At 51.7% G+C, this 17,157-nt stretch carries 19 protein-coding genes and 1 riboswitch; of the genes, 17 read left to right on the top strand and 2 right to left on the bottom strand.

Going from position 1 to position 17,157, the window contains the following annotated elements; genetic code table 11:
• Nucleotides 1-97 precede the first annotated feature (97 nt).
• A riboswitch (Lysine riboswitch) is annotated at nucleotides 98-277 on the bottom strand.
• Nucleotides 278-343: 66 nt separating this feature from the next.
• From WKS99_RS08065 to xerD, 9 genes are all read left to right on the top strand, one after another.
• The gene (locus WKS99_RS08065; protein WP_340405708.1) at nucleotides 344-2,155 is read left to right on the top strand and encodes a SpoIID/LytB domain-containing protein; all 1,812 of its coding nucleotides are present in this window, start codon (nucleotides 344-346) and stop codon (nucleotides 2,153-2,155) included.
• Nucleotides 2,156-2,179: 24 nt separating this feature from the next.
• Nucleotides 2,180-3,202, top strand: coding sequence for a tRNA preQ1(34) S-adenosylmethionine ribosyltransferase-isomerase QueA (queA, locus tag WKS99_RS08070; RefSeq protein ID WP_147571762.1), 1,023 nt, complete (start codon nucleotides 2,180-2,182; stop codon nucleotides 3,200-3,202).
• Between the two features lie 272 nt (nucleotides 3,203-3,474).
• Nucleotides 3,475-4,620: a tRNA guanosine(34) transglycosylase Tgt gene (gene tgt, locus WKS99_RS08075; protein ID WP_340405709.1), complete on the top strand. Its 1,146-nt coding sequence runs from the start codon at nucleotides 3,475-3,477 to the stop codon at nucleotides 4,618-4,620.
• 106 nt (nucleotides 4,621-4,726) lie between these two features.
• Nucleotides 4,727-5,002, top strand: coding sequence for a preprotein translocase subunit YajC (yajC, locus tag WKS99_RS08080; RefSeq protein WP_147571764.1), 276 nt, complete (start codon nucleotides 4,727-4,729; stop codon nucleotides 5,000-5,002).
• An 80-nt stretch (nucleotides 5,003-5,082) separates the two neighbouring features.
• On the top strand, nucleotides 5,083-5,505 hold the full coding sequence (locus WKS99_RS08085; RefSeq protein ID WP_147571765.1) for a TIGR04086 family membrane protein: 423 nt from the start codon (nucleotides 5,083-5,085) through the stop codon (nucleotides 5,503-5,505).
• Between the two features lie 149 nt (nucleotides 5,506-5,654).
• The gene (gene scfA / locus WKS99_RS08090) at nucleotides 5,655-5,795 is read left to right on the top strand and encodes a six-cysteine ranthipeptide SCIFF (RefSeq protein ID WP_087393998.1); all 141 of its coding nucleotides are present in this window, start codon (nucleotides 5,655-5,657) and stop codon (nucleotides 5,793-5,795) included.
• Nucleotides 5,796-5,898: 103 nt separating this feature from the next.
• A complete protein-coding gene (gene scfB, locus WKS99_RS08095; protein ID WP_340405710.1) occupies nucleotides 5,899-7,323 on the top strand; it encodes a thioether cross-link-forming SCIFF peptide maturase in 1,425 nt (474 codons plus the stop codon).
• Between the two features lie 279 nt (nucleotides 7,324-7,602).
• Nucleotides 7,603-8,223: a stage II sporulation protein M gene (locus WKS99_RS08100; protein ID WP_147571767.1), complete on the top strand. Its 621-nt coding sequence runs from the start codon at nucleotides 7,603-7,605 to the stop codon at nucleotides 8,221-8,223.
• Between the two features lie 25 nt (nucleotides 8,224-8,248).
• Nucleotides 8,249-9,130 carry a site-specific tyrosine recombinase XerD gene (xerD, locus tag WKS99_RS08105; RefSeq protein ID WP_147571768.1) on the top strand — a complete coding sequence of 294 codons (882 nt, stop codon included), beginning with the start codon at nucleotides 8,249-8,251 and terminating at the stop codon, nucleotides 9,128-9,130.
• A gap of 403 nt (nucleotides 9,131-9,533) precedes the next feature.
• On the opposite strand, the gene WKS99_RS08110 is transcribed toward xerD, so the two are convergent.
• A complete protein-coding gene (locus WKS99_RS08110) occupies nucleotides 9,534-10,190 on the bottom strand; it encodes an HAD family hydrolase (RefSeq protein ID WP_186852556.1) in 657 nt (218 codons plus the stop codon).
• A 387-nt stretch (nucleotides 10,191-10,577) separates the two neighbouring features.
• On the opposite strand from WKS99_RS08110, the gene WKS99_RS08115 reads away from it, so the two are divergent.
• Genes WKS99_RS08115 through WKS99_RS08145 form a run of 7 tightly spaced genes read left to right on the top strand, consistent with a single transcriptional unit; the run spans nucleotide 10,578 to nucleotide 15,405 of the window.
• The gene (locus WKS99_RS08115) at nucleotides 10,578-11,315 is read left to right on the top strand and encodes a glucosamine-6-phosphate deaminase (RefSeq protein WP_186852557.1); all 738 of its coding nucleotides are present in this window, start codon (nucleotides 10,578-10,580) and stop codon (nucleotides 11,313-11,315) included.
• 39 nt (nucleotides 11,316-11,354) lie between these two features.
• Nucleotides 11,355-13,052 carry an iron-containing alcohol dehydrogenase gene (locus WKS99_RS08120; RefSeq protein ID WP_262670317.1) on the top strand — a complete coding sequence of 566 codons (1,698 nt, stop codon included), beginning with the start codon at nucleotides 11,355-11,357 and terminating at the stop codon, nucleotides 13,050-13,052.
• Between the two features lie 35 nt (nucleotides 13,053-13,087).
• Nucleotides 13,088-13,675, top strand: coding sequence for a PTS glucitol/sorbitol transporter subunit IIC (gene srlA, locus WKS99_RS08125; RefSeq protein WP_186852559.1), 588 nt, complete (start codon nucleotides 13,088-13,090; stop codon nucleotides 13,673-13,675).
• A gap of 37 nt (nucleotides 13,676-13,712) precedes the next feature.
• Nucleotides 13,713-14,081, top strand: a complete 369-nt coding sequence (locus WKS99_RS08130; protein WP_186852560.1) for a PTS sorbitol transporter — start codon at nucleotides 13,713-13,715, stop codon at nucleotides 14,079-14,081.
• Nucleotides 14,082-14,086: 5 nt separating this feature from the next.
• Entirely contained in the window at nucleotides 14,087-14,623 is a 537-nt protein-coding gene (locus WKS99_RS08135; RefSeq protein ID WP_186852561.1) for a PTS glucitol/sorbitol transporter subunit IIB, read from the top strand.
• A 16-nt stretch (nucleotides 14,624-14,639) separates the two neighbouring features.
• A complete protein-coding gene (locus tag WKS99_RS08140; RefSeq protein ID WP_186852562.1) occupies nucleotides 14,640-15,002 on the top strand; it encodes a PTS glucitol/sorbitol transporter subunit IIA in 363 nt (120 codons plus the stop codon).
• A gap of 16 nt (nucleotides 15,003-15,018) precedes the next feature.
• Nucleotides 15,019-15,405, top strand: coding sequence for a transcriptional regulator GutM (locus WKS99_RS08145; protein ID WP_262670319.1), 387 nt, complete (start codon nucleotides 15,019-15,021; stop codon nucleotides 15,403-15,405).
• Between the two features lie 48 nt (nucleotides 15,406-15,453).
• On the opposite strand, the gene WKS99_RS08150 is transcribed toward WKS99_RS08145, so the two are convergent.
• Nucleotides 15,454-16,167, bottom strand: coding sequence for a GntR family transcriptional regulator (locus WKS99_RS08150; protein ID WP_186852564.1), 714 nt, complete (start codon nucleotides 16,165-16,167; stop codon nucleotides 15,454-15,456).
• Nucleotides 16,168-16,252: 85 nt separating this feature from the next.
• On the opposite strand from WKS99_RS08150, the gene WKS99_RS08155 reads away from it, so the two are divergent.
• The gene (locus tag WKS99_RS08155) at nucleotides 16,253-17,134 is read left to right on the top strand and encodes an aldose 1-epimerase family protein (protein ID WP_186852565.1); all 882 of its coding nucleotides are present in this window, start codon (nucleotides 16,253-16,255) and stop codon (nucleotides 17,132-17,134) included.
• Nucleotides 17,135-17,157: the final 23 nt, after the last annotated feature.

Here is a 17,157-nt window from a genome sequence, read left to right on the forward strand (position 1 = left end):
GGGGAAAGAAAAAAATAAATCAGCGGCTTTTCAAGCGGCTGATTTTGTACTATAATGTCGACTAAGAGCAAATTGCTCGACCGGCAAAATATTCACAAAAGCAGACAGCTCTCCATCAGCCTGACCCTGATGACAGTCGGCTGGCTGTTAACCAGACGACCAGAGCAAACTCTTGACCGGAAGAGCAGCTCTTCGGCGGCGTCCCCTTTGAACATGGATCAGCGGGAACCGGCTCCCTGGCCATGTCTACTGATGTAGCCGCACCTCTATCTTGCAGAATTTGACCCTATCCTATCACGTTTGAAGGTCGGTGTCAATAGTACAAAACCGCAGAAGTGGAGAAATGGAGCAGACCATGAGGAGAAATTGGATGCGGCTTGCCGCCGCTGTACTTGCAATAACCCTGGCAGTCCCCACCGGATGGGCCGTAAGAACCAACAGTGACGGTGAGGTTATGATCCGTGTAGGGCTGGCATCCTCGTACCAGTACATAGAAACGGGAGAACTGGAGGCCGCTCACCTCCAAAATAATACAGGGTATGGCGCCGGTTTCCGCTTCGGCTACTATGACGGGAATATGGATTTCGTTGAGCTGGGACGGACGGAGAAGGACATTGACCAGGTGGCGGTGCTTAAGACACAAAACCTCTACTATGGACGGGACGCCTCGTTGGGCAAGACTACCTACTCCTCCTCCATTACCAGCAATATCGCGGTGGGCTGCTATCATATTTTGATCGATAGCGGGTATGGAGACTACGAGGACGCACGGCGGGACGCGGAAGACTATGAGGATGGCTTCGTGGCCTGGATAGATGGAGAATACCAGGTTCGGGTGGGAGCCTATCTCTCAAAGGGCGAGGCGCTGGACGCAATCGATACCTTAGGGGAGGGGACCGTTGTAGGGACTACTTCCTACGGAATGAGTATTGTGGAAACAGGGACGGATCATATCCTGTTTCAATTTGACCAGGGAACAGGTGGTATCCTGGCGATCCTGCCAGACGTGACCGGAGCAGAGGATGTCAGGACTTGGTTCTCCAATTATAAATACCGAGGTGGCTTTCTTTATCAGCGCCTCAATGGAGGAAATATCTCGGTAGTCAATGTGGTGGAGCTGGAGGACTATGTAAAGGGTGTGGTCTGTTATGAGATGGGCCGCACCTGGCCCTTGGAGGCCCTGAAGGCCCAAGCCACCTGTGCCAGGACTTATGTTCTGAGGAACATGGGCCGGCACCAGAGCTACGGATTTGACGTATGTGGCAGTACGGAATGTCAGGCATACCATGGTTGCGGAGATGGACGTTCCAACTCCGGCCCCAGTGAGGTAAGCGACCAGGCGGTAGAGGAAACAGCGGGCCAGGTGGTTCTCTATAACGGAAAATTGGCAGAGACCGTATATTCCTCCAGCGCGGGCGGAGCCACAGAGGACGCAAAGAATGTCTGGGGGACGGATACAGTCAACACCCATCCCTACCTGAAGGGTGTGATAGATCCTTACGAATCCCTAGTAGACGACTTAAATCCCTATTCTCCCTGGACGGTTACCTATACCTCAGAGGAGCTGACCAGTAAACTTCAGAGCAACGGCTTTGGGGTTGGTACTTCCATCGATTACCTAGAACTGACCTACTCTGAGATGGGAAACGTCATTCGACTTCAGGTACACTGGAAAAATGGGAACAGCAACACGTTCAAGCCAAGTGCATCCTCTGGCGGCATAGATATGGGTATCCGAGGAAATTTTGGTGTTAAGTCGATCCGGTTTACAGTAAATGGAAAGATGGCCAGCCAGCCAGCCGGAAACGGATCTGGAAGCTATGCGGTCAATGGTTCCGGTACACTGAGTGGTACGGACGATGTATATGTGATTTCTGGTACCGGTTCGGTATCTGGAGCTGGAAGCGATCTGTATGTGATCTCCGGTTCTGGAAAGATTAGCTCGCTGTCGGAGGGGAATACCGGTGCCTCCGGGACCAATGTGGGAGGCGGCACAGTGACCGTCTCTGGAGATACTTATGTATTTGACGGAGCGGGCTGGGGGCACCAATTGGGAATGAGCCAATTTGGTGCCAACGCCATGGCCCGCGAAGGGTTTGACTATGACGAGATACTGAAATTTTATTTTCCTGGCGTCCAAGTGGGCACCTATTAAAAGAAGAGAAAGGCGTAAACTGTTTTGAAGACCTCTGATTTCAATTTTGAACTGCCAGAAGAGCTGATCGCTCAGACTCCTCTAGAGCGGCGTGATTCCTCCCGGCTGCTGACACTGGACAAGAACACAGGAGCAGTCGGACATCACCACTTTTATGATCTGCCGGACTTCCTGCGCCCCGGAGATTGCCTAGTCCTCAATGACTCCAGAGTGCTGCCCGCTCGTCTGATCGGGCACCGACCCACGGGAGGGACCTGTGAGGTATTGCTGCTGGTGGACCGGGGCGAGGGGTGCTGGGAATGCTTAGTCCGTCCAGGAAAAAAACTTAGGACAGGCGCCCAGATAATATTTGGACAAGGGCAGCTGACTGCAACGATTGAACGGGAGCTGGAGGACGGCAAGCGGCTGGTCCAGTTCCACTACCAGGGAATTTTTCTTGAAATATTAGAGGAATTGGGGAAAATGCCCCTGCCGCCCTATATCAAGGCCGAGCTGGAGAACCAGGAGCGTTATCAAACGGTCTATTCTAAAGTCGTAGGATCCGCCGCAGCGCCCACCGCCGGACTGCATTTTACTCCGGAACTGCTGGATAATATCCAGGAAATGGGTGTGAAGGTATGCTACGTTACGCTCCATGTCGGCCTTGGTACCTTTCGGCCTGTCAAAGCGGAGGACATCCGCGACCATGAGATGCATTCTGAGTTTTGCATGATATCTCAGGAAACCGCGGACATCATCAATGAAACCAAAAGAAATGGAGGCAGGGTGATTTGTGTGGGTACCACTTCCTGCCGCACCATTGAGAGCTTTGCGGCGGAGGACGGCACCATGACACAGCGGTCTGGATGGACAAATATCTTTATCTATCCTGGGTATCGCTTCAAGGTGTTGGACGCGCTGGTCACAAATTTTCACCTACCTCAGTCCACCCTTATCATGTTGGTATCCGCTCTGGCGGGCCGCGAACATGTACTGAACGCCTATCAAGAGGCGGTGAAAGAGAAATACCGCTTTTTTAGCTTCGGAGACGCCATGTTCATTTCTTAGAAAGCGCGTCATGGCTGATAGACTTGTCCAATATCGGTCAGGCTCTCGTGGTCGGCCTAGAGGGGGCGGTAATATCCGCTACAGAGCAGCTTCGAGCGATGGGATCGGAAGGAGTGTTCCAAAAAAATCAGAAATGTTTTGGATCCCGAAGCGTGACTCCAGCAGTTGGAGGCGCTAACCGGCGCGAAGGACCGGGACCCAAGACAGCCAGCTGCAGCCAGCGCGTAAGGCGGAATGAAGTCGCTGGTATCACACACTTTAAGGAGAAATCTATGTTTCAATTACTAAAAACCGAGGTGAAGGCCCGCCGGGGAGTATTTACCTGCCCCCATGGAACTGTGCAGACTCCTGTTTTTATGAATGTCGGCACCTGCGGAGCGATCAAAGGGGCGGTGTCCGCCCACGACCTGAAAGAAATCGGCTGTCAGATCGAGTTGTCTAATACCTATCATCTCCACCTGCGTCCGGGTGACGATGTAGTCCGACAGATGGGTGGACTCCACAAATTTATGGATTGGGATGGCCCCATGCTCACTGACAGCGGAGGATTCCAGGTGTTCTCTCTGTCCGGACTGCGGAAGATCACAGAGGAAGGCGTTACCTTCGCCTCCCACATTGATGGAAAGCGGATCTTTATGGGACCGGAGGAGTCCATGCGGATCCAATCCAATCTGGGCAGTGATATCGCCATGGCCTTTGATGAGTGTGTGGAAAACCCGGCGCCTTACGACTATGTCAAGGCCTCCTGCGAGCGGACAGCACGATGGCTGGATCGCTGTGCAGTGGAGCACAGAAAGCTCAATGAGGCGCCTGGCTGCGTCAATCCCGGCCAAATGCTATTTGGCATCAACCAGGGTGGGACCTATGCAGACCTGCGGAAATGGCACATGGATGAGATCGCCAAACTGGACTGTGACGGTTACGCCATCGGCGGTCTGGCTGTAGGGGAGCCCACACAGACCATGTATGATATTATCGAAGCGGTGGAGCCCCATATGCCGAAAGAGAAACCTAGGTATCTGATGGGAGTGGGAACCCCCTCCAATATCATTGAGGGAGTAGCCCGCGGCGTGGATTTTTTTGACTGTGTTATGCCGGCACGAAACGCCCGCCATGGAAAGCTGTATACCTGGGAGGGCACCATAAATATCAAAAATGAGAAGTACAAGCTGGATTCCCGTCCCATTGATCCCACCTGTAACTGCCCGGTCTGCCGCTCCTTTTCCCGAGCCTATCTCCGGCACCTGCTGACGGCCGGGGAGATGCTGGCTATGCGTCTGGCAGTGCTCCACAATCTCCATTTCTATAACGAATTGATGCTCCGCATCCGCGAGGCACTGGATCAGGGACGATTTGAGGCATTCCGACAGAAATTTTCTGGAAAGCTGGACAGACCCGCAGCAGACCCAGGAATGTAGTCCTCGAATTTGACAAAAGGACTTGCCAACAGGAAAAAAACCCGCTATAATAGCACTAATGCGTCTGACTGGAAACAGCTGACAACAACTTTGGAGGGAACGAATTTTGGAAACCTTAATACTGATGGCCTTAATGTTCGCAATGCTCTACTTCTTTATGATCCGCCCCGAGAACAAGCGGAAGAAGGAGGCTCAGAACCTCCGCAATTCGCTGACTGTCGGCGATGAGATTACTACCATCGGCGGTATCATCGGCACCATCTGTTCTGTGAAGGAGAATACCATCGTGATTGAGACCGGGGCTGATCGCGTCCGCATCGAGTTCACCAAGTGGGCTGTTTCCACTAAGAACTCCTCTGCCGCTGCTGCGGAGCAGAAGTAATCACAGAAAATAGACATACTATATGCCCTTCTCGCATAGGTTTTCGTGAAAACAGAAGACCGCGGGGAGGGCATTGTGTTATGAAAAAGAGGGAAAGACGGCAAGAGGAATCGGGCGAACAGTGGGTCAACAGTATGTGTGAACTGCTCAAGGGTGGGGTGCTCGCCGGTTTTTCGGCCGTGCTAGCACTTCTGCTGTGCGCCTTGCTCATTTCAACAGGAGTCCTGCGGGAACAGTGGGCTCAGGGAGCGGTACTAGCGGTCTGTGTCTTAGGCGGGGCTGTTGGCGGGATATACAGCATCAAAAGGATCCGCTCCAAATCTTTGCTAGTGGGGACAGGAGTAGGAGCAATCCTGTTCCTGCTTCTGCTGACGGCAGGCCTTCTGGCCTATGATACCGCATCGTTAGAGCAGGGGGGAGCTGGCATACTCTGCGCCTGCCTGTGTGGGGGAGCGATAGCCGGTATACTGGGAAGAAAGCCCAAGAAAAAGCGGAAAAGATGATTGAAATATCCGGTTCGCTATGCTACAATACCACTTGATAGCAGCGATATTGCCCAGCTTCAGTTTTCCACCAAAGGAACTGCCGGACTTGCGTCCAGAGAAAAACTGTGGTATAATTGTTGCACTAAGCGATTCAGGAGGAGATACCAATGAAGCATATCCAGACCCTCAACGGGGCCACTTTGAAGGCCAGTGCCGCCAAGGGCGGCTGCGGCGAGTGCCAGACTTCTTGCCAGTCTGCCTGCAAGACTTCCTGCACTGTTGCCAATCAGAAGTGCGAGAATAAGTAAGTTCTCAACATACCTGAAAAGGGTGGGCGTCAGCCTGCCCTTTTTCATGTCTATTTCTCCGTCCAAATGATATCGATAGGGAAATCGAGGAAGGAAGTTCGATATGGTACATACCTTTACGGCGCTCGGCCAGTATCTGGCCGCTGATGTGAACAGTGGCGCGGTCCACGTGTTGGATAAGTTGAGCTTTGACTTGCTCTCTTTGATTGAAGGGCCAATGGGAGAGAGGCTGCCCCAAAAACTGGCGGAGCAGTTGGACCAATATGATCCACAGGAGCTATCCGAGGCTTGGGAGGAGCTGAGAGGTCTTCAGGACCAGGGCCTTCTCTTTTCTGATGACGAATACATCGATCCGGAGGCCGCTATGGCCCTGCCCAAGTCGGCAGTGGTCAAGGCGCTTTGTCTCCATGTATCTCATGACTGTAACCTGCGGTGCAAATATTGTTTTGCCTCGACAGGCGACTTCGGCACTGGCCATCGGATGACCATGGACTTTGAAACGGCCAAAAGGGCCATCGACTGGGTCGTGGCAAAATCCGGAAAGCGTAGAAATATCGAGATTGATTTCTTTGGCGGGGAGCCTCTCATGGCGATGGATACGGTGAAGCGCACTGTGGAATACGCCCGTTCCCTGGAAAAAGAGCACAACAAGGTATTTCGCTTTACGATTACGACCAACGGTGTCCTGCTCAATGATGAGACGATAGAATATATCAACCGGGAGATGTCCAATGTTGTCCTGTCTCTGGACGGTCGTCAGCCTGTCAACGACCGGATGCGGCCTACTGTGAACGGGAAGGGGAGCTATGAGGTCATCGTTCCAAAATTCCAAAAATTGGTGGCCGGCCGTGGAACCAAGGATTACTATGTTCGTGGGACCTTTACACGGGATAACTTGGACTTTTCTCAGGATGTTCTCCACATGGGGGATCTGGGTTTCCGTCATGTATCGGTAGAGCCCGCCAGCGGACCGCTGGATGATCCTTTCGCCATTAAAGAGGAGGACTTGGAAAAGGTAGAAGCGGAATATGAGAAATTGGCCGGCCAGTTGATGGAGCGGCCAGACATCAACTTTTTCCATTTCAATGTAGATCTGGCCCAGGGGCCCTGCGTGATTAAGCGTCTGCGCGGCTGTGGCGCTGGCTGTGAGTATGTGGCCATTACGCCTGATGGAGATATCTATCCCTGCCACCAGTTCGTAGGGAAGGAGGAGTACCGTATGGGCAACGTGTTCGATGGCTCCTTTGATATGGATATCTCCGGAACCTTTGCACAGCAGAACATCTATACCCGCCCGGCCTGCCGGGAGTGCTGGGCCCGTTTCTATTGCAGCGGCGGCTGTTCCGCATCTAACCTGCTTGTCAATGGCGACATAACAAAATCGAATGATGTAGCCTGCCAGATGGAACGCAAGCGGCTGGAATGTGCCATCGCTCTGAACGCCATTGAAGCCGGTATGGGAAGCAAAAGAAATACGAATTGTAATAATACAGATTGTATTGAGTGCAGTCTAGGGGAATCTAAATGAATTTCAACATATAGTGCCGGCGGCGTGTTTTATGTACTGCATTTTGTGAAGTGAGGCGCCACTTTAGCGCCTCACTTCGTTTTTGGTTTTTAAATTTACATAACGCAATTTACATAAAACTGGAGCAGAAAAAATATTTCTTGAAAATATGACCGAAAACACTTGCGCGAAGCGGAAGAAGAGGCTATATTAAGAATATAGAAAATGGTGGGCCTTATTTTGAGCTTTCCATGTCTATTTTTTTCCCCCTTCTCATAAGGTTATCTTGAGGTGACAGCGATGGGAAAGAGGGAACGAAAAAAATGGGACTTGCCGTCGGAACAATGGGTCCCCTTGGCTATTTTATCAGGTTTCTTTTTATTGGGGGGACTTTGCGGTTCCATCTTTGCCAGTCTGGCAGACGGGCAGGGTGGACAGGAGCTGTGTGACTATCTGCGGGATTACCTGGGGCTGGTCAGAGATGGTGCCCTCTTTCATAACTTTTGGTCCGGCTTGTGGGAGGAGCTTCGGTACCTGCTTGCTGTTTTTTTGCTCGGCCTTACTGGGATCGGTGTGGTGGGTCTGCCGTTACTTTTTGGGGTGCGGGGTTTTTTCTTCGCTTTTTCTGTGGCCTGCTTCTGCCGTGTATTCGGATCTTCTGGCTTGCTGCCCGCCCTGTTTTTGTTTGGCTTGCCAGCGCTGTTGTGGGGACCGGCTCTTTTTCTCTCTGGCGTCCAAGGGCTGAATGGTTCGCGCAAGCTGCTTTTGCGTGGCCTTGGTGATGGGCGCGACGCACTACCCTTCGCGCCAGTCTATTGGGGAAAGCTGACAGTCAGCTTCATCCTGATCCTTTTGTGTGGCCTAGTAGAATACCATGTGATCCCAGTTCTTCTTCGGGCAGCTGCCCGTGTTGTGTTGTAAAATCATTGTAGGGGAGCATAGGAACGTGTCTGAGCTTTTGACAGTGTATGAGGACTATTTGAAAACTGAAAAACACGCCTCGGCAAACACGGTCAGTTCCTATGTCCGTGACGTTCATCAATTCGCTCAGTCTATGGAGGATAGCGGTGTGTCCTTGACTGAGGTGTTACCCAAAGATGTAGAGGGGTTCACCAAATCCTTGGTACGAAAAGGGAAGTCTCCCGCCACGGTAACCCGCTCTGTGGCGTCTATCAAATCTTTTTATAACTGTCTGATCGCCCTTGGGAAAGTGGACCGTAATCCGGCCAAGGGGGTGGCCCCGGCCAAGGTGGAGCGTAAACTGCCCCAAGTTCTGACTGGAAAGGAAGTCGAGCTGTTTTTAGAGCAGCCTGATTGTACAGATTTGAAGGGTTACCGGGACCGAGCTATGCTGGAGCTGTTGTATGCCACCGGCATCCGGGTCAGTGAGCTGATCGACCTGGATTTGGATGATCTCAATCTTCCGGGCGGGGTACTTAAATGCTACAGTAAGGGGAAGGAGCGAATCATTCCTCTGTACCAGACCGCCATTCGTGCACTGAGCGAATATGTACATAATGTCCGTCCCCAGTTGGTGGAGGATGTGGAAGAGACCGCCCTTTTTGTCAATATGAACGGGGAACGGATGAGCCGTCAGGGTTTCTGGAAACTCATCAAATATTACCAGGAGAAGGCTGGAATCCAAAAGGACATCACTCCACATACCCTGCGGCACTCTTTTGCGGCACACCTGCTAGAGAACGGCGCTGATTTGCGCTCCATCCAGGAGATGCTGGGCCACGCCGACATCTCATCCACTCAGATATATTCCAAACTGCTGAACCAAAAGCTCAAAGATGTCTATCTCAAAGCCCACCCTAGAGCGTGAAAGCCAGGAACTGTTTAGTTCCTGGCTTTTTTTTTCCTTTCCCCTTTGGGCTAGTTAATCTTGGCTATGCTCTTGTCCTATTTGGGTCTCAAGTCCTACATGGCCAATACCGACACAAACCATGAGCAAAACCTCCAGATGTGAGACTTGATGCTGTATCTACAAAACGCCTTGTAACCTTGTTTTATATCAAGCGTCTGGCGGAATCTAACTGATTGGTAAAAACTGTAAGGGAGTGTGGTTGGAGCCTTTCTAGAACCGTCTTGTGGCCGGGTAATCGCACGTCAAGCTGGCCCTTGGAGATGGACTATATATAACAAGGATAATAAATGAAATGAGCGTGCTCCGACTTTTATCGAAATTCGGAGCAAACAATATGGAGTTTGCTCCGAAGTGGGAAGATTCACATATTTTTAAAGAATGTCTGGACTTCTCCCAAGTCGGAAAAAACTGCGTGGCACAGTTTGCGGATCTCCTCATTAGGCTGAAACAGATCCGGGACCATTAGAGGAGTAGTTCCGGCGGCATGGGCGGCTCGGATACCATGAAAAGAATCTTCAATGACATAGGCGTCCGCCGGAGTGCATCTCAGTGCTTCGCAGGCTTTGAGAAAGATATCTGGGTAAGGTTTGCTTCGCTGGACCATATCGCCATCAATGATTTGGTCAAAATACTGGATAAAGCCTACCGTGGTCAGGTTCTGGTGAACGATATGGGAGACTGTGCTGGATGCAACGGCCAGCAAATACCCCTTGCCCTTTAGAAAAGGAAGGATCTGGTCGGCATAAGGTTTAGGAGGTGGGCCTTCCGTTTGCAGAATATGTCGGAAACGATGGGCAACCTCCTTGCGGATATCGTGAATTGGTAAACGATCTCCGTAATGCTCCTCGAAAATTCGCTCCGTCTCTACGGCGTTAATACCGACGCAAAGATGGCAGACCTCCGTTACATGAGGGATAGAATATTCCTCTGCGATCTGCTCCCATATGCGGATGGTAAGGGCCTCCGTATCGAACAGGACGCCATCCATATCAAAAATGACATACTTGTTTTGTGTCATAAATATCATCCCCCCAATATATCGCCCATATTGTAACACATTTCAAAAATAGTAACAACTCCTTTTTACTGTTTGGATTGCCTTCTCTAAACTGCTCTGGATATATCCATGGTGGAAAGAGGGCAACGTACTTCGGATAACGGAATGACAAAAACGACAAAATATAGTGGCCTATTTTATTTAATACATCAAAAGAATAGTTTTTTTATGTTGAAAATTTCCAAAATAAAACTCTATTAACTGGCGATTCCAACAAAGAAAAAACAAAAGTTCGTGGATACTTGCCCTGGATATGTCCAGCATCCTACAATAAAACCATCAGCACAATATAAGTAGCAGTCATATCTGAAGAATAAAAAATCTTACAAGTAAAGGAGCGAACTTAATATGAAACTGATTATTACCAACAGCTATGAGGAGTCCTGCAAATATGTAGCACAGGAAATGGTCTCTCTGGTCAATGCTAACCCCGTTGCCAAGTTGGGACTGGCCACTGGCGGCACCGCTGAGCAGGTATATCCCCACTTGGTCAAAGCCTATCAGGACGGCAAGGTAGACTTCTCCAATGTGACCACTGTAAACCTGGACGAGTATCTGGGGATGAGCCCTGACAATCCAGTCAGCTACCGCAAGTGCATGGACAACTGGTTCTTTGACCATGTGAACATTAAGAAGGAGAACACCTATGTGGCTAGTGGCTTGAATGACCCCCAGGCCGAGATTAAGACCTTCAACCAAAAGCTGTATGGCGACAAACTGCTGGACTTCCAGTTACTGGGCGTTGGCGTCAGCGGACATATAGGCTTCAATGAGCCCAGCGCTGTCCTCACTGCCGGCGTCCACATTGAGGAACTGGACGAGAGCACCATTCAGGCCAATTCCCGCTACTTCGACTCCCCCGCCGATGTGCCAACTAAGTCCATCACTATGGGCGTGGGCGATATTATGAAGGCCAGTAAGATTATCCTGATTGCCACTGGAGATAGTAAGCAACCCGTCATCTCTAAGCTCTTTGCCGATGACAGTGTCTCCTCTGACCTTCCCGTCTCCGTTTTGAAGCTACACAGGGACGCTACCATTGTCATCGACCGGGCGCTGGCCGACAAGTGTGGCATCAAGGGTTGATTTACCCGCTTATTTGAGTCAGAAGGAGTCAGGTGTATTATGGAAAAATATTATGCGGGCTGTGGGGGCCTATCTCAAGCGCGCCTTGCGGAATTGGAGCGGCGTCAAACCGTGGCATCTGCCTGTGAGCTGCCCCTCCTGCCCATCCGCCCGTTGGTCAAGGCCAAGGATCAGGTGTTCCACATCAAGTATCAGCCCATTTCAGACTTTTTGAAAGAGCAGAAGATTAACAACTATTTGCTGGTTACCGCCCCCGGTGCCTATCTGGCTACGCTAGACCAGCTGGAAGGCACCAACTATACCTGCATCTACGTAACCGACACCAAGGAGGACACTCTGTGCGCTATCCAGACGCTATATGACGGCACGGTAGCCCATCAGCAGAAGGACGCTTCTCTGCCTAAACATTTGGTACAGCAGACGGCGAGCCTAGCTGACAGGACCTTTGAAGCAGTGGTCGCCCTGGGCGGCGGCGTAGCCAGTGATGCGGGAAAGTATTTTGCCGAGAACATTATTCACGCCCCCCTGTACAGCGTGCCTACAGCTCTTTCCGTTAACGCCTCCTTTTGCTACAAGGCGGCCATCCGGATGAAGGACCCCTACAAGTCAGGGGCGTACAACGTGGTATATAAGTTCTACGGTCTGCCCCAGGCTATTTGTATTGACCTGGATGTTATTACCGGATCTAAGCTGCTCCAGCGGGCTCAGGCGGGTGGTGAGGATTCCGCAACCGCAGGCCGACAGTGGAACATGCTTCGGGAGCTGAATATTGCCGGTGCCGGAGATTTGCTATCTATCCTGACTGCCACCTTTGACTGGCGGATCAACAGCCTGGTAGCCCGGGGAATGTCTGTTCCCGACCCCATTGATCACCGGGAAACCACCATACTGGAGAAACCCTTCTCCCAGGACGTGTGTGAGGGTGCCAAGGAGTTGCTCTCCCTGTTGGCTGAGCACGCTGACGATATCCGTAATGGACGGAAAGCAGGCGCCATGTTCCTGGCCCGGGCCTATCACTGGATTGCCGAGCAGAGCTGGATCATGCAGCACACCATGTGGGAAAGTGCCAGTGAGCACGGTATGTTCGACCATTTCGAGAATGTGGCAGGTACTGAACTGACTCATGGACAGGTGGTTGCCCTTTCTGTGTACTTTATGTCTCTGCTCCAGGAGAACGAGCATGAGCGGGCGCTGTCCATGATTCAACGGCTGGGGCTGGACATCTCCCTGGCCGACCTGGCTATCAACCCCCGGACCAACTACAAAATCGCGCCCATCACCTTGTATGACTGTTTGGCCGACCTAAAGGCATATATCGACGAGATTGCCTATCGGTACACCATCATCAGCGCCAAGCCTATTACTAAGGATTGGGTCCTGACCGCACTGGACAAGTACTATACGGACATCTATGGTACATTGGAGGAGCAGTGTCAGATCCCGGCCTCAGGGGCCGATGCACAGGTCTGCGCTGGTGAGAAGGCCCGGCTGGATAAAATTATCCAGCGGGTGCGAGCTGGCAGGGCCGATCACCAAGCTGCTATGGAGCAGGCCGCTAAGGCGGAGCAGGCCGCCCGGACTGTCCGGAAAGCAGAGTTGGATTTGCCGGAGTTGACTACCCAGCGGTATATGGCTCTGTGCCAGGAGATTTGCCAGGCCAAGGCGGACGCCTACGCCGACTATCTGCGTAACAGACACCAGGTGGAGTTGGCCGCCCAATATGATTCCTGCCAGTGAAAACAAAAATATAGGATGTAAAAGGAGGAAACAACATGGATTTCATCGTAAGTATCGCCCAGGGTATAACAGGCTTTTTTTCAGCCGCTGGTGAATCTTTTATGGGGACTGCTGCCAGTATCGTCCCTTTAGCCCTGATCGCCCTGACAGTGCTGAATGCCATCGTGGCCCTCATTGGTGAGGACCGGTTCGACTCCGCCTCCCGTAAGCTGACCAAAAATTTCTTCGCCCGCTATACCCTCTTACCCTACTTGGCAAACTTTATGGTGGGTAGCCCTGCATCCTTTACCTTCGGCAAATATCTGCCCGAGAAGTACAAGCCCGGCTATCAGGAGGTCTGTACCCGCACCAACATGGCACCCATGATGTGCCTGTTCCCCCACGTTAATCCCGGTGAGCTGTTCGTCTGGCTGGGCATCTTTAACGGCGTGGTCACCATCGCTGGCGAGCGGGCTGGCGCCACCCTTGCTGTAGCTACCTTCGCCCTAGCCTTCTGCACCTCCAGTTTCATCGGACTTGTGGTAGAGAAAATGACTATGTTCCTTGCCAAGCGCCAGGGCGTGGATTTCAATCAAATTGAAAAGAACAAAGCCGAAAAGGTTTATACAGAAGATATGACCTGATTTGACGCTGACTGTAAGTGAAAGGAGAAAGACTCTTATGAGCATCGCTATTGTATCCAAGGGCAGCGGCGGTTTTGGCACCCCGCTGGAAATCTCCGTCGAAGGGGAGCGCAACAAGATTGTCTCTATGACCGGGACGGGCATCCATCCCGTGGCTAAGAAGATCGCCGAGATCACCGGCGGTGAGGCGGTGGACGGTTTCCGCAAGGTCATCCCCGATAAGGAAACCGCCTGCGTCATCGTCAACTGCGGAGGTACTCTCCGCCTTGGTATGTTTCCCAAGAAAGGGCTGAAGACAATCAACGTCAACCCTGCTGGTCCCAGTGGTCCTTTTGCCGCCTTTGTCAAGGCCGGTATCTATGTCTCTGGCGTGACGCCGAGAAATATTGAATCGAAAGAGGGGTAATATTTATGAACGCGATTGGAAATCTGGCGATTACGATTTCTTCTGCCATCGGCAAATTCGTCATGATCATCTTTGAGTCTGCCAAGCGCTCATTCAAAATCGTTTTGTCCACCATCATTCCCTTTATGATCCTCATTGCCACCGTGTCTACCCTCATCTTGACCACCGGTCTGGGCAATATCATCGCCAACGGCCTGAGCGGTCTTGCCAGTTCCAGCATCGGTCTGCTCATTATGTCGCTGATTATCACGTTCCCCCTGATTTCCCCCATAATCGGTCCAGGTGCCGTCATCGCCTCCATCATTGGCACCCTCATCGGCGGCCTGATTGCCACCGGCGATATCCCACTGGCCATGGCACTGCCTGCTGTGTTCGCCATTCACCAGCCTTGTGGTTCCGACTTTATCCCTGTGGGAATGTCCCTTACTGAAGCCGAACCAGAAACCGTTGAGATTGCCGTACCTGCTTGCCTTTACAGCAAATTCATTATCGCCCCTGTGGAGGTCGGTCTGGCAATCGTCATCGGTATGTTCCTGTTCTGATTGCGGAGGAGCTTCCATGGAAAATATTTGTGAGACTAGGATTACCGGCATGGGCCAGGGTGCGCTTGATTTTGTGGAGGACCATATCCTAATCCTCTTCGGCAATCAGGCCGGCAACGGTCTGGAGGAGTACAGTGTCCAGATTACCATGCCCCAGGTGAACCGGGACGTTGCCCCCGGAGATATCCTGGACTTCGGCGGACATACCTACCAGGTAACCGCCATCGGACATAAGGCTATGGAAACCTTTAGGCTTCTGGGACACTGCACCCTGCACTTTGATGGAAAGAAGGCCCCGGTTCTTCCTGGCGTGATTCATGTGGAGGAGAAACCCCTGCCCGAGGTCCGGGTAGGAGACACCATCCGGTTCTACTGCTGAATAGGGAGAGATACGTATGAGAAAAGAGCTGGCTTTTCTTGCCATTGCCCTAATTCTGATGATATTTTTAGCGCGGATGCTGGCCGTGCCTCAGCAAATCCGGCTAAACAAGGAGCTAGTCCAGTTGAAAGTGCGGGGGCCGGCGAGCAGTGTCGCCATCGCCAAGTCTCTGGCGGGGGTGCGGGTGGCCGTGCTCATCGCTAAAAAGGATGGCACCATCCTAGAGGCCTACCGGGTAAAAGGGTGGTCTATTGCCTCCGGCTACGCACTGGACGCCGGGTTTCAATATCGGGACTGCTATGAGGCAAAGCGGGTACTGGAAAGTAAGGGAAAGCTGACCACACAGGAGCGTGCGTATCTCTCCGCTGCAGATTATCTGGTTAAAGGCCTGGATAACGATTAAAAAGGCCTATCATAGAGAACCATCTCCCTGTGATAGGCCAACTTAATTCTATCCACGGCGTACTGAAGTAACAGAAAATTTATTGTATCGTGAGACTACAAAGCTATTAGTATATTCAAAGGTGTGCCCATCCTGGAGCCGGGAGGAGCGCTCTAACTGCAACAACGGTTCATTATTAGGAACCTCGAGGAGTTCGGCGATTTCCGCCTCAGGCAGGACCGCCTCAATGGTAACACTGCTTGAACCAATAGACAGGCCCTTAATCTGCTCGATATACCGGTAGATCGACCGGGTCACGTCGGTCTTCGTGATGTTGGAGACAGCAAAATCAGTGAAGTAAGAGTATTCCAGTATCACGGGTATCCCGGCGTGCTTCCGCAGCCGAAGGAAGAAGTGGATGATCGTTCCCATAGGGCAGTCCAGCTTTGTCGCCATATACTCGTTGGCGGGGACAATCGCCTGGTCTAACAGCTCCGTGTCGGGCTGAACGCCTAGTTCTCTGGCCGCCTCGTTGAAGCTGGAAATACGGTTGAGGTTGGTACTGCGGAAATTGTTTGCGATAAAGGTCCCCTGCCGCTTTACTCGATAGAGGTAGCCGTCCAGTAACAGGTCGTCGATGGCGTGCTGGATGGTGGGCCGTGAAAAGTTGAGGTGGGACATCAGCTCCCGCTCAGACGGCAATTTTGTTCCGATTGGTGAAGAGAGGATAATATTCATGATGTACTCTCTCGCCTGAAAATTTTTCTTTGTTGTTTTGTCCATAATGGCCTCCGTGTATTTAAATATAGAAGAAATATATAATTAGTTTAACATACAAATCATCAAAAAGCAAAAGAGGTGCGGATCCATGAATTTGATTACCATTGAGAACGGGGCCTTGATTGCTCAGATTGCCCAACATGGGGCCGAACTAAAGCGGCTGTACAGCAAAAAGACCAGTCGGGAGTATTTGTGGAACGGGAATGGGAGCTGGAAGCGTAGCTCACCGGTTCTTTTCCCAAACATTGGCGGTTTGGCCGGTGAGGTCTATGTACATGGAGGGGTAAAGTACCCAGCCCCCGCCCACGGCTTTGCCCGGGACATGGACTTTGAGTTGCTGGACAGGAAAGATGAGTCCGCCGCCTTTGCCCTGCGAGACAGTGAGGAGAGCTGGAGATATTTCCCCTTCCACTTTGTCTTAGAAATCAGCTATCAACTGGAAAAAAATGGAATTCATGTCACTTGGAACATAAAAAATCTGGATAATAAAACCATGTATTTTTCCATCGGTGCCCATCCGGGTTTCCGGTTGCTACCCGGTACCAGCTTGAGCGACTACCAGTTAGTATTTGACAAACCTATTTTGGTGGAAACACGCCGGGTAAAGGGACGTTACCTTACGGAGGAGAAGGAACTTGTAGCCCCGAAAGGTACAGTGCTTCCCCTCTCGCCCAAATTGATGGAGCGGGATGCACTCATCCTGGAAGACACGGGCCTTACTCGTGTCGCACTACAGTGTGAGAAGAAGAACTATGCCCTGTGGGTCGATTTCCCGGATTTCCCGGTAGTGGCCGTCTGGACCGACCCCCATACCGTGGAACAGGCTGAATTCCTCTGCCTGGAGCCCTGGTGCGGCATCAACGCGTTGTGTGGGGAGAAACCGGGAGAGATCGACCAAAAGGCACGGGTGACTGCCTTAGACGCCGGCGGGCTGTTCCAGCGCAGTTATCGAATCGGCGTATCCGAGTAACGCAGAATTCATAGACCATTGGA

It is taken from the genome of Flintibacter sp. HCN-6482, assembly GCF_037892565.1.
Taxonomy (GTDB): domain Bacteria; phylum Bacillota; class Clostridia; order Oscillospirales; family Oscillospiraceae; genus Lawsonibacter; species Lawsonibacter aceti.

Coding starts and splice junctions, on each gene's coding strand:
- WKS99_RS08065 (WP_340405708.1), top strand. CDS start 344: ATGGAGCAGACCATGAGGAGAAATTGGATGCGGCTTGCCGCCGCTGTA.
- tgt (WP_340405709.1), top strand. CDS start 3,475: ATGTTTCAATTACTAAAAACCGAGGTGAAGGCCCGCCGGGGAGTATTT.
- WKS99_RS08085 (WP_147571765.1), top strand. CDS start 5,083: ATGAAAAAGAGGGAAAGACGGCAAGAGGAATCGGGCGAACAGTGGGTC.
- scfA (WP_087393998.1), top strand. CDS start 5,655: ATGAAGCATATCCAGACCCTCAACGGGGCCACTTTGAAGGCCAGTGCC.
- scfB (WP_340405710.1), top strand. CDS start 5,899: ATGGTACATACCTTTACGGCGCTCGGCCAGTATCTGGCCGCTGATGTG.
- WKS99_RS08100 (WP_147571767.1), top strand. CDS start 7,603: ATGGGAAAGAGGGAACGAAAAAAATGGGACTTGCCGTCGGAACAATGG.
- WKS99_RS08110 (WP_186852556.1), bottom strand. CDS start 10,190: ATGACACAAAACAAGTATGTCATTTTTGATATGGATGGCGTCCTGTTC.
- WKS99_RS08115 (WP_186852557.1), top strand. CDS start 10,578: ATGAAACTGATTATTACCAACAGCTATGAGGAGTCCTGCAAATATGTA.
- WKS99_RS08120 (WP_262670317.1), top strand. CDS start 11,355: ATGGAAAAATATTATGCGGGCTGTGGGGGCCTATCTCAAGCGCGCCTT.
- srlA (WP_186852559.1), top strand. CDS start 13,088: ATGGATTTCATCGTAAGTATCGCCCAGGGTATAACAGGCTTTTTTTCA.
- WKS99_RS08130 (WP_186852560.1), top strand. CDS start 13,713: ATGAGCATCGCTATTGTATCCAAGGGCAGCGGCGGTTTTGGCACCCCG.
- WKS99_RS08135 (WP_186852561.1), top strand. CDS start 14,087: ATGAACGCGATTGGAAATCTGGCGATTACGATTTCTTCTGCCATCGGC.
- WKS99_RS08140 (WP_186852562.1), top strand. CDS start 14,640: ATGGAAAATATTTGTGAGACTAGGATTACCGGCATGGGCCAGGGTGCG.
- WKS99_RS08145 (WP_262670319.1), top strand. CDS start 15,019: ATGAGAAAAGAGCTGGCTTTTCTTGCCATTGCCCTAATTCTGATGATA.
- WKS99_RS08150 (WP_186852564.1), bottom strand. CDS start 16,167: ATGGACAAAACAACAAAGAAAAATTTTCAGGCGAGAGAGTACATCATG.
- WKS99_RS08155 (WP_186852565.1), top strand. CDS start 16,253: ATGAATTTGATTACCATTGAGAACGGGGCCTTGATTGCTCAGATTGCC.